6 protein-coding genes are annotated in these 12064 nt (G+C 46.2%); 2 read left to right on the top strand and 4 right to left on the bottom strand.

All coding sequences use genetic code 11. The features are described 5' to 3' along the window. Positions 1 to 7: 7 nt before the first annotated feature. Together IJE10_00490 and IJE10_00485 are read right to left on the bottom strand one after the other, a co-directional pair. Positions 8 to 4534: a hypothetical protein gene (locus tag IJE10_00490; protein MBQ2966585.1), complete on the bottom strand. Its 4527-nt coding sequence runs from the start codon at positions 4532 to 4534 to the stop codon at positions 8 to 10. A gap of 90 nt (positions 4535 to 4624) precedes the next feature. Continuing rightward, on the bottom strand, positions 4625 to 5497 hold the full coding sequence (locus IJE10_00485; GenBank protein ID MBQ2966584.1) for a helix-turn-helix transcriptional regulator: 873 nt from the start codon (positions 5495 to 5497) through the stop codon (positions 4625 to 4627). A 130-nt stretch (positions 5498 to 5627) separates the two neighbouring features. Here IJE10_00485 and IJE10_00480 point away from each other — a divergent pair, with 130 nt between their 5' ends. Continuing rightward, positions 5628 to 10529, top strand: coding sequence for an S-layer homology domain-containing protein (locus IJE10_00480; protein MBQ2966583.1), 4902 nt, complete (start codon positions 5628 to 5630; stop codon positions 10527 to 10529). Between the two features lie 23 nt (positions 10530 to 10552). Here IJE10_00480 and IJE10_00475 read toward each other — a convergent pair whose 3' ends face one another. Then, entirely contained in the window at positions 10553 to 10795 is a 243-nt protein-coding gene (locus tag IJE10_00475; GenBank protein MBQ2966582.1) for a helix-turn-helix transcriptional regulator, read from the bottom strand. A 119-nt stretch (positions 10796 to 10914) separates the two neighbouring features. Here IJE10_00475 and IJE10_00470 point away from each other — a divergent pair, with 119 nt between their 5' ends. Continuing rightward, on the top strand, positions 10915 to 11361 hold the full coding sequence (locus IJE10_00470; GenBank protein ID MBQ2966581.1) for an SEL1-like repeat protein: 447 nt from the start codon (positions 10915 to 10917) through the stop codon (positions 11359 to 11361). A 37-nt stretch (positions 11362 to 11398) separates the two neighbouring features. Here the strand turns inward: IJE10_00470 and IJE10_00465 are convergent, their stop codons facing one another. Continuing rightward, positions 11399 to 12058: an HD domain-containing protein gene (locus IJE10_00465; GenBank protein ID MBQ2966580.1), complete on the bottom strand. Its 660-nt coding sequence runs from the start codon at positions 12056 to 12058 to the stop codon at positions 11399 to 11401. Positions 12059 to 12064 lie beyond the last annotated feature (6 nt).

Raw genomic sequence — 12064 nt, 5'->3', positions numbered from 1 at the left:
TTTTAAATTATTTATTGGGATATATGGTCATGGTTGCCTTATACTTGTCGTAAGAGAAATTCTGGGACGGAACTTCTTTGGTAAAGTCAAGCAGGATAACCGTGTTGGTCGAACGCATTTCGTTGCCTAAGATTACGTTCTTCAAAACTCTTTGCTCGCCGGTTGCAAGCTCGGTAATGGTCACCTCTGCCCGATAGCCTTTGAATGCATTTTCATAAATGTCAAAGGGAATGTTCTTGAATTCAACCACACCGCGGAACTGCACGTTTACGCCCATGCCCAGAAGCGGAACGGTGAGCGGCTCTTTAAGCTCAACCGGCTCGCGCTCCGGCTCTTCGGGTTTCACTTCAAAGTCAACTTCAGGTGCAATCACGTCTTTATCAGGCGTGCCTACGGGATACATGTTAAACTGAACGTCCCATTTGGGTTTGTTAAAGTTGGTAAGGGGCACTTCTTCGGTGGGCGGTCCTAAAAGAACAATATTTGTAGGACGGATTTCGTTGCCCGCTAAAGTGGTGTAAAGAACCTTCTGTTCGCCTGTTTCGGTGTTGGTGACGGTTGCGGCAACCTTACAGCAGGTTAAGTTGTTAGCTTCCACCGCAAAAGGCATATCCTTGTTGTCTACAACCATACGGAATACACCGCCTGCAGAGCCGACACCCATAAAGGTACCCGAAACAACTTTTGTTTTGCCCCAATCGGCAGGCTCGGGGGTTTTGAACCCGTCGATATTGGTTTCTGCACCCTGCGGAAGAGGCTCTAATGTGCCACCACCGTAGTTTTTGGTGCTGCCGTCTGCCATTTCAGCCTTTAAGGTATACTGAATGGGTGCGCTGCCATCTACCCGAATAATGGTTTCAAAGGGATATTCCGAAATGGTTCTCGTTTCGGTTTTTCCGTTTACGGTGTAGGTCGCATGCAAAGCCTTCATGTCTTTTGCCATGTCGGTTACATACAGATATGCATAATATTTTTCAGGAGAAAGCTGTAATGCATAGCCATAGCCGTTGGTATGTTCTGCTACAGTTTTGTGATTGTCAAGGGTGTAGCGGATTTCGTCCAATGCATAAGATGGTGCAGTAAGGGTCGGTACATTCAGCATAACGGTTACCATGCTCTTTGCAGGAATGGTTACGGTAAACTGTCTGTCGCCTAATGCAAGCGCAGATTTGTTACCGTCCTTGTCATAAAGCACACCATCACCCGAAACCGCGGGGAGCTTTTCGTCCAGAGAAACATTTGTGGTAAGATCGGATGCGGATTCGTTCATCAGAGCAACTGCAAATTTGCCGTCTTTTCTGCCCATTACATAGTCTACATTTACGCTGTCGGGGGTAATAACGCCTTTGTCCAGCCACAGCCATAAGCCGTCTTCGTCATAGAATTTTGCAGGCTTGTGCCCATACTGTTGGGTCAGGAAGTATGCATAGCCGTGCTGACGGAGTGCAGGGATTTCTAACTTTCCTTCCGAACGGTAAATGGCACTGGAGATTAAGAAATCTTCAAGCATGGACTGGAATACCGGAATATGATGCCAGTAAACCAAGGTGTAATCGGGACCCTCGTAGGGGTAGTTCGGCTGTTGCTGATGGGTAATGTATCTGTCCTGATAATAACCCGGATAATTGGTGAATCTGCCAATTAAAGCGTTTCTTGCCTGGGTATTTAAGTATTCGTCACCGGTGTAGAGCGCAAGTCTCTGTAAGAAGGGTGCCCAGGTGTTCATGGTGATGGAGTTGCCGTGTGCCGGGGTTACCGGATGCTCGGTACCAAAGCCTGTAAGGGTAGGCTGGAAGCCTTTTACGGTTTCGGCAGGAATTTTTACGGGGTTTTCGGAGGTTAAGCCGTAAACGCCGTAAGGATAGCCCAGTCTCCATTGTGTCAAACCGTGCATGAACCAGTTGGAATCCTTGTTGTCGGCACGGATTTTGTGTAAAGCCTCAGTTGCGGCAGGATCGATTTCATAGGGAGCGCTGCCGTAGCCATTATGGTAACCTGTTGTCCAGGTTGCGGTTAAGAGTAATTTTGCAGCATCGTGTGCGGCATCTAAATATTTCTGTTCGCCCGTTTCTTCATACGCGTACATAAAGGCTGCAACCTTGGGCAGATAGTCACCAAATACAAATGCCTGGTCAAAATAGCCGTTCATGTAGCTGCCGTCGGGATTAAAGGTTTTGTTGATATACGCATCTGCGTTTGCTTTAATCTGTGTGAGATATTTTTCTTCACCTGTGATGCGTAAGAAAGCAGATTGTGCGGTAATACCGTCCACGTCAGCACCCACAGCCTTTTTGGAAACGGCAGTATTCAGCAGAAACGGCATTCTGCCCTGGGACATTTCATATAGGCCTGCATAAACTGCCGCGTTACCAGTCTTGGGTGCTTCTGCCAAAACGGTAGGTGCATCGGTATAGGTGGTTTCAATGTCATGTCTGCAGAAATGTGCATTTATGCGGGAAAGCAGGTTTGCCAAAGTGGGAATCGCACGTTTTTCCAGCATATCTTCGTTGCCTGTAAGTAAGTAGCGTTGTACAGCGGTCATGAAGTTTGCCTGGGAAGAAACGCCCTTTGCTTCCATATTATACCAACCCATATTTTTGGCATCCCAACCGCCGTAAATGTCATCCAACATTAATTTGTCCAGATTGTAAATGGCATCATTCAGCGAGCCGTATACGTTTTCACGAATATCTGTGTTGTCATAAATATCGGTTACCACATGGGTGTAGGTTTCATACCAGTCATCAAAGCGATTGATGATACGATAAGATACCGAATAGCTGTCGCCTGCTTTAAAGTTTGCTTCTTCTGTACCAAACTGCGGTGCCGCAAACTGACCGCGCAGATTGCCTGTCGGTGTTCTTAAGGTTAAGCAGAAAGGTGAGGTTTCGGGATATGGCACACTTCTCGGTACCGACTGGGGATCCATGGCAATACCTTTAGTAAGAAGCGCACCGTCTTTGTTTACCGTAAAGGTTGCCATGGGGGTAAACAGATAGCAGGCAGGTACCATGGTTGCGGTATCGGGCACATATTTTTTTACATATAGGAAAGGTGCGGTTACCTGTTCATAGCTTCCGTCGGTCAGCTCGTCACCGCTATAGAGCAGGAAAGAGTGCGCACCGTCCTTTGTAAAGGTTGCGTCAATTGTAACCTTCGGGTCAGGACTTACGGTGTCAAAGCTGTAGGTCACTTTCAATTCCACACCGTTTTGGGATGCAAAAGAAAGCACTGCTTCGGTATCCGAAAGTTTTTCCACCGACTGCGGAATAAACCAGGTGGGAACACCTGTTAAGTAGAGGCTATCGGTTGCGGCTGTAAAGGTTTCGCCCTTTAAGGTGATGGTCTGTTCTGCAGTCACACCGCCAACCTCTTCGGAGGTAGAGCCTGTGTAGCCTTTAAAGACGCTTTTGTCGGCAGAAATCATCAGCACACCAAGCTCTTCGTTTCTTGCCTTTACGGATTTAAAATTGCCGTTTTTGTCTTTTACAAGAATTTCGTTTTGCACCAAAGCACCACGGAAGCCAATACCTTCATAAAAATTAATTTTGGTGGTATCATTGCCGATGGTTACGGTTTTTGTATCTTCCATTTCACGCTTACTCCAACCGGGATAAATCGAAATGGGAATGTTGTCTAAATCACTTACAGGTACAGCAACCTTAGCCAGTTCTTCCGCATCTTCAGCCGGCGTGTAGTCTAAATCCTGTGTCAGGAAAAAGCCTTCGCAACGGGCAAAAAAGCAGGAGGTGTCCTGTAAAGCAAAGGCATGCATGCCTTCGGTGAGGTCGAGTTCCGAAACAAATGTCCAACGGAAGCCTTCCTGACCGTGAGCACCCAAAACCTTATCCTGGCGAACGCCGTCTACCGCGATATGGAAGAAACGGCTGCCCGGCTGGTTGTTGGCATAGTCACGGTCGCGTACCCAAAGGTTGTATTTGCCGGGGGTGTCGATATATACGTTTGCAACAGCATCCTGGGAAAGTTCTTCCGGCTTTTGACCTTCCTCAAGACCTGTCTGGGTACCCACAATCATGTTACCTGAAAATTTCCAGGTACCAAGCTCTTCAAACATTTTTACGTTTATATGATGTGCCGCATAAGCAGGTTCTGCTTTAATGCTGACCGTCTGTGTCGCATCATCCCAGCCTACCTCACAGCCATAAGCTTCTGAGATAAAACGGAGAGGCACTAAAGTTCTGCCATCCATTAAAACAGCAGGTTGGTCAAGCGTTACGGCCTTGCCGTTGATGGTTGCGGCAGAGGAGTCAACCGTTACCGAAACTCTTACACCACGGCGCACGCCGATAGCGGTTTCGGAGGCATCATCCCAGGTTACCTCTGCGCCCAGTGCTTCAAAAATTGCACGGAGAGGCACAAGCGTTCTGCCGTTTAAAATAACGGGAGGCACATCGAATTTCATAGGTGTACCGTTGAAAACGACTTTTACGTTTTCCTGTGCACTTGCAGGAATGATTGCAGAAAACAAGGGTAGAATCATTAAAACTGCAAGCAAAAGACATAGTTTTTTCATAAGCATCGCTCCTTTTTTTATTTTAGTATAACAGTTTGACAGGATATGTGTATATTGCTATAGTGATATGTTTTTTAAGTTATACTGATATTATTTCTTGTAATTCTTTCGGTATTGCAGAGGTGTCATGTTGGTGTTTTCTTTAAAATAGCTGATAAAATGGGAGGTGGAGTTGTAGCCCACAATGCGTGCAATTTCGTCTACCGAGCGGTCTGAAAGTACTAAGCTTTCTGCCGCCTTGCCGATTCTGAGCTTGCAAAGATATTTCATGGGAGAAACACCTGTGTACTCTTGAAATACACGGATAAAATGATATTTGCTGAAGCCGAATACTGCAGCCAAATCATCAATGGTCAAGGGGTTGAAATAGTGCTTTTCCATATATGTAAAAAGAGTAGCAAAATTTTTGGCGTATTTGCCTTCCTCCCGGGGGAGTGCCTCGGGACCCGAAAGAATGGTGGTTAAAAATTCCGTTAAAACAGAAGCATTTTTAAAGCAGGCACTTTTGGATTCAATCAGCAGATTTTTTATCAGTCTGTTATAATAATGAAAAAAGGTGTCGGGAGGCATGTTGTAAATGACTGCCGAGGGGAACATATCCTTACAAATTTCGCGGTAATAAAAAAGAGAGGCATCACCGTTGATGTCAATCCATTTATAGGACCAGGACTGATTAAGGGCTGTCAGCTTAATTATTGCGTTGGTTGCCCGATAGCATAAAAGATTACCTTTCTTTAAAGAAATGTGTTTGTTTTCGAACGAAATGATTCCCTCGCCCTCATCCACATACATGCACACAAAACCCCGATGGGTGGTTTCCATGCTTTTAAATTGCATAAAAATTCGGGCGTTTCCGCAGTTTTCAACCCCCAACGGAATGCGTGGGACGGGTTCGTAAAGCGGTTTGGTAATCTCCGCATAGCGCTGTTGCTCCATGTTTTGAATGAAAATATTTTTCTTCATGTTTCCTCCGCAATTATTGTGTATTTTTTAGCAATAAAGGGTCTTGTAAAAAGGCAGACTCTATGCTATACTTAAAGTAACAAATGGTCTGTTTTCAGTATAACACAGATTAAAAAGGAGGGCAACCCTTATGAAGAAATTTTTAGCAATTTTCTTGGCTTTTTCGCTGATTTCTGCTATGCTTCTGCCCGTGAAGGCGGTTGCGGCGGACGGATTTACCGTAATTGGCGCAGGCTCTGCGCAATTTTCGGTGAAAACCGCGGCGAACTGGAAAGAATCTACAAGCCTTATAGGCCCCGGCGGTAAACTGCAGTTTACCAATATTGAAAATGAATGGTGCATGTGGGACTTATCGGGCGTAAAAGGAGAGCAGGACTTATACTATCATGCGTTCAGCCATTCGGACGGCTTAAATGATGCCACCGCAAAATTAGAAGTTTGCATTGACGGCAAAACCACTTCCTTTACGGTGGATCACAACGCAAAGGAAACCGGCTGGTACAAAATCGGCACCTTTTCTTTAAGCGGTTCAAAAGACCAGTACATAAAGCTTAGCCGTACAGGTCCGACCTACGGCTTTTATACCCGCGCATCCGCAGTCGGCTATGCCCCGAAAGGCGCGGCGGTAGACAGCAAAGGCGACATTGCGGATAACACGAAAGCAAACGGCGGTCAGTCGGGTGAATCGGTTATCAAGCAGGGCGAGCTTAGCATCATCAGCGTAGATTCGGATAAATTCACCGTAAAGACCCCCGCAAACTGGAAGGCATCTCCCGCATTCAAGGGTGCGGTGACCTATATGAAATACACAAACATCAAGGATGAATGGGGTAAATGGGATTTGTCAGGCGTAGACGGAGAGCAGGATTTGTACTACTACCTGATGAATCATTCGGACGGCAAAAATGACGGTGCCGCAAAGCTTGAAGTGTATGTGGGCGGTAAAAAGTTTATTTACTCGGTTGACCATAATAACAATCCCCAGGGCTGGTATCACTTAGGTACTTTTAAAGCAGACGGCTCGGCGGGTCAGTACATCCGCATGACCCGTATCGGTGCTTCTTATGGCTATAACAGCCGTGTAGAATCGGTGGGCTATGCCAAAAAAGGTGCATCGGTTTCTGTAAAGGGCACTTTAAAAGGCACAGAGGTCATCGGCTATACTGCAGAGGATGAAAAGGAAGAACAGGCGCAGCAACAACAGCAGGCGAGTGGCAGCCCTTCAAACGTGTTTGTCAGCCAGGACAAGCAGACTATTATTATTTCGCCCATTAAAGATGGCGACAACAAAACCCTCTTTGGCGTGTGGGGTAAATCCGGCGCGCTGAAGGATTATAATGAAGATTCTACCTATTATACTGCTACCACCGGTGACCGTGCGGAATACCGTCCCGGCATCAAGCAGGCAGGTAAGGTAAGGGTATTGTTTTTTAATTTGTTCTATGCCAACAACAACGAAACCATCACCGTAAAAATCCATACCGACAGCGGTGTGACTGAGCAGGTGGTAACCCATGCAGGACAGTATGTGTCCGGCTGGCATGATTGCGGTGTGTTTGAATTCGGTGGCAGCGGAAATGAATATGTGGAGTTGGTAAAAGGGGAAGTGGATACCACGGTAAACACCCGAGTCGGGTCTGTGATGTTCCAGTTATCTCCCGATACACAGGAATTGCCCAAGCCCATGGAAGCCGAAGCAAAGCGCGCAGAGCTTCCCGAGGATGCCCCTCCGGCACCCGATTGGGCAACCGAGAAATCCACCCCTTTTAATGCCAACACTTTCCCGGATATTCAGGGACACTGGGCGAAAGCTACGGTGGAAAATTTAGTACAAAGAGGCATTATCAACGGTAAAAGTGCAACTGCTTTCGAGCCGGATGCGCAGGTAACCAACGCCGAGCTTGCAACCATGTTTTTAAATCTCTTAAAGCTTCCGCAGGGCGCAAGCGGTGCAAATTGGTACGACCCGTATGTTTCGGGTGCGGAATCGGCAGGACTTTTAAGCAATACGCCTGTGGCCGGCAATCCTGAAGAAACGGCAACCCGTTTAACCTTAGCCCATGTGCTGTATAACACCATGCAGGTTTTGGGTTACAAGCCGGAACCGCTTACAGAAAACAAGTTTGAAGAATTAAATGCCCTTTCGGGTGCAGACAAAACTGCGGCAGAAGCGGTGGTTTCGTCTAAGCTTATGATTGGCTCGAACGGTGCTTTGGGTTTATCGGATAACATGACCCGTGCCGAAGCGGTAACGGTTATGGAACGCATTATGCGTCTTTCCATGTCCCAAAAGGTTGCACAGGAAAACGGAAATTATGTATTGAAAAATGAAAGATACGTCGTATCTGTTTCGCCTGACGGGAATATTTTGCTTACAACCGACGGACAGAACTATGCATTTAAGGCGAGCGGAAGAGCAGTTTATAACGCAAAAGCGCCCGACTTGAAGCAACAGAATGTGGAAGAAGACAGAGTGACCTATAACATTCCCTCCTGGACTCTTTACGGCACAGAGGGTGCGGTGATTGGCGAAGCTCATGAATTCCATAAAATGGAAAGCAAGGTAGAGGGCAGAACCGAAAATTTGTTTGGCGCAGGTATTGTGGTAGACTACAACAATTTCTCTGTTTCGGCAACCGATACCGAGATTGTGTTTACTTCTGCAGGGGACGAATACGGCGTGCCGAAGTTTACCCTTTCGTTAGAGCAGGGCACGGCACATCCCAAGCTTAAAATTGAGTATACCCTCAAAAAAGACGGTTATTTCACCTTCGGCTATAATGGCTTCCCGTCCTTTACCGAAGCTGAGGCGGAGGAAATCTGGCAGCCCATGGTTTGGACCGAACGCAGATTCCCGCTCCAGTCCTATATGACGCCTGAATACCATCTGCCTGCAGCAGGTACGGCAGTTCGTACAAAGGGCTATACCCTTTTCTATGGTGTAGCGCAGGAGGATTTGCCCTATAAAATTCCCACCTACGAAAATTCCCGTTACGGTGCGGTATTAAAGTCTAAAGAGGGCAACATTCAGCCCCAGATATATCTGCCGTTCTACGGAAGCACCTCCTCCAATAAAAAAGCAGGCGATTCCGTGTCCCTGCTCACCGAAATTTCGGTGTATAAAGGCGATGTGGCAACGATTTTGCCCGATCTGATTTCCGAAAACTACGGTTTTTATGATTTCCGTTCCAACGGCAACATTTCCATGAACGAGGTCATTGAAAACATGATTGGCTACGGCATGAACGACTATTATTCCAAGTTTATGCCCGAATACAAAGGGTTCTCTTACGAAAACGATGCCCCCGGTACCACCAAAAACGTGTCGGCGGTACATCCGGCATCTTTAGCGCTGGTTTATGACGACAAAGCTCTTTACGACAATCGTGCGTTGCCGCTTTCGGAATACATGATGTCCAGAAACGACTTAACCTACAAATATGTGGAAACCGCATCCCAGGGCAGTAACGCCCTCGGTGTGCCTGCTATGAAAATGAATGAATATGCGGCACTTTATCAGATGAGCGGTAACACGGTTAAGGCATACTATGATAAAATGACCGAAAAGGGAAGTCCTGCCAAAACCGACTGGAAGCAGGCGATGGTGTATTACAAGGCAACCAACGACCCGAGCTATTTAGAAATTGCAAAAAAAGGCGCAGATAAATATATCGAAACCAGACTTTCGGGTCTTTCGGGTGACTACAACAGCGTAAGCTCCAGCTGGTGGCATTTCTTCTGTCCCGACTATACAGAGCTTTATGAGCTGTATGAAATGACGGGCGAGCAGAAATACTTAGATGCGGCACACGTTGGTGCAAGACGGTTTGCGATGTTCTTATGGTACACCCCCGGCGTGCCGGACGGAACGGTACACATCAACGAAAACAATGTGGCACCCAAATATGCGTATAACCGCGGCATCATGCCCATGGAAGCGGAAGAAAAGGATATTGAGGCATGGAAGGTTTCTGAAATCGGTCTGCATGCAGAAGCGGCATTTACCAGCCACGGTCACAGAGGTATTTTCATGTCGTTCCATGCGCCCTATTTCATGAAAATCGGCGCAGACACCGATGACGAATTCTTAAAGAGTGTAGCACGTCACGCGGTGGTGGGCAGATATGAAAACTTCCCGGGCTATCACATCAACACCGGCTACACCGATGTGTATATGGCAAAGGATTTCCCCTTTAAGACTTATGAACAGTTAACCTATAATTCGTTCCATTACAACCACATCTGGCCGCACATCACCATGCTTTTGGACTTCTTATATGCCGATGTGTATGACAAGACCAACGGACAGGTACAGACCAACGGTATTTATGTGGATTCTTATGCGTATGTTAAAACCAATGCTTATGGTGCACTTCCCGGTAAGTTCTACCATATCGAAAACGCATATCCGTATATGCCGGCAAAGGCACTCAGCATTGACAATCCGCAGCTGAACTATGCAACCTACAGAGCAGACGATACCTTATGTATTGTGTTTACCAACCAGTCCAAAAAGGATGTAACGGCAAATGTTGCAATCAACTTAGAAGCCTTTGGTATGGATAAAAACAAAGCATACAATGCAGAAGTATGGGTAAATAATGCACAGCTTAAGCATGTTGAGCAAATCACAGGCGGTACTTTTAGGGTAAATGTGTCAAAGGAAGGCGTATATGCCCTTGCCATTCACGGCGTAAATATTACACCAAAGCTTGCACCTGCTGAAAACGGCACAATGTTTGGCGCAGAAAGCTCCAATCTCCAGCCTACCGCCGCAGGTAATATCCGCTCTATGGTTTTAGGCTTTGGCGAAGGTACGGAAACCGTTTACATCTATGCTGACTCCACACCTGCACAGGTAAAGGAAATGCGCGTTTCTTACACCGCAAACGGTAAGACCGAAACGGTAACCGATGCAAAGCATCCCTTTGAATTCACCCTGCCTTATGCAGATGATTTCAGCTTCTCCGCAACCTTAGTTACCTTAGACGGCGCAGAGCTTGAAATCCCCTTAACCAAAGTACATAAATAAAATAAAAGAGCCGAAAGGCTCTTTTATTTTATCTCTTGTTCTAAATGGCGGAACAGCTCGGAACAGAAAAACTCCTCAATGGAAATATCTAAGCCGTCACACAGCTTTTTGATGGTGGAGATGGTGGTGCTGTTGTTTCTGCCGCCTGTTATGTTGCTTAAAGTGGATTGGGTTACGCCGCTTATGGTTGCCAATTTGTTGACTGTGATTTTCCGCATTTTACAAAGCTCTAAAATGCGAAGCTTTACTGCTTCTCCGATATTCAATACTATCACCTCAAAATCATTTTACCTCTTTTGAGTTTAAAAAATTACCTCAATTGAGTTGACTTTTGAGGATTTTTGTGATAGTATGAGAACAAAAGTGAAGTGGAGGTGTAAAGGCGTTGAAGTCCGGAACGGAAAAGGCGAAGGAACTGTGGGAGCAAGTGCTTGCATTACAAAGCAATCTGTCGGATGATACCGATTGTAAAGAGGTAATTTCTTTGTTGAAAGAGGCACGATCGCAGGTAGATCAGGATGCCTTGCTTTGTGCAGATATTGAGCATGCCTTGGGATTTGCCCTTTTATATGCGGATCTTCGAGTGGGGGTGAATGCAGAGGAAATAAGTTTGGCACACAGCTTGCTGAAAAAATGTGCTGACGGCAAAACAGAGAAAGCGCCTGTTGCCGCGTCTCATTTAGGTGTTATGTATACCGAAGGACGCGGTTGCAAAAAGAATTTCGACTTAGCATTTTATTATTTTCAGAAAGCCCATGATGCAGGGTATGATTGCAGCGAACAGCTGCGTCGGTTCAGGAAAAAATTTTTTGGTGGATATACATTAAGATGATAAAAAGGTCGTAGCAAATGCTACGACCTTTTTTGTTTTAAAGTAATCGTTGTCCGTTGATTTCAAGGCGGAAGCGTAAGCCTAATTTTTCTGCCGCTTTACGGCACATGCTCATGCGTCCTAAGAAAATTTCAAAGTAGTCCATAATAGAAGAATATTTTGTATCAACAGTAAGCTTTAACAGGATGTATTTTTTCGTGGTATCAATTTCAAGGTCTGATTGGGTAACCGAATAATTTACACGGTCGTGGATATCAAAGTTTGCCACATCGCTGTTTCGTACACGGGAGCGGCGCACATCAGTTTTGTCCGCAATAATCAGTGCCGCGGCAACGGCGTTTACTGCAACACCCGTACCTTCGTCATGGTTACCGATGGCAGTGGTGATGATTGCCACATCCTCTGCGGGAAGTTCTAAGGCGGACAAAATACGGAACGCCATTACCGCACCGCTCTGGGAATGCTCCTGGCGGTTGACCAGATTTCCGATATCGTGCATGTATGCCGCAATCTGTACCAGTTCAATGGTGTGTGCATCATAGCCTAAGGTTTCTAAAATGTTTTTTGCGGTATCTGAAACCTTTCCCACATGGGCAAAGGAATGCTCGGTATAGCCTAAAGCCTTCATGGACTCGTCCGCCATGAGAATGTAGGTGGTAATGTCTTTATTTTTTTTGATTTTTTCGAGTGTAGTCATACCTGC

The sequence above is a fragment of the Clostridia bacterium genome, assembly GCA_017410375.1.
Lineage (GTDB): Bacteria > Bacillota > Clostridia > RGIG6154 > RGIG6154 > RGIG6154.
The sequence above is the reverse complement of the archived record's forward strand: the minus strand, read 5'-3'. Positions and strand labels throughout refer to the sequence as shown.

Excerpts from the sequence above, each read along its gene's own strand:
- IJE10_00490 (MBQ2966585.1), bottom strand. The coding sequence starts at position 4,534 with ATGAAAAAACTATGTCTTTTGCTTGCAGTTTTAATGATTCTACCCTTG.
- IJE10_00485 (MBQ2966584.1), bottom strand. The coding sequence starts at position 5,497 with ATGAAGAAAAATATTTTCATTCAAAACATGGAGCAACAGCGCTATGCG.
- IJE10_00480 (MBQ2966583.1), top strand. The coding sequence starts at position 5,628 with ATGAAGAAATTTTTAGCAATTTTCTTGGCTTTTTCGCTGATTTCTGCT.
- IJE10_00465 (MBQ2966580.1), bottom strand. The coding sequence starts at position 12,058 with ATGACTACACTCGAAAAAATCAAAAAAAATAAAGACATTACCACCTAC.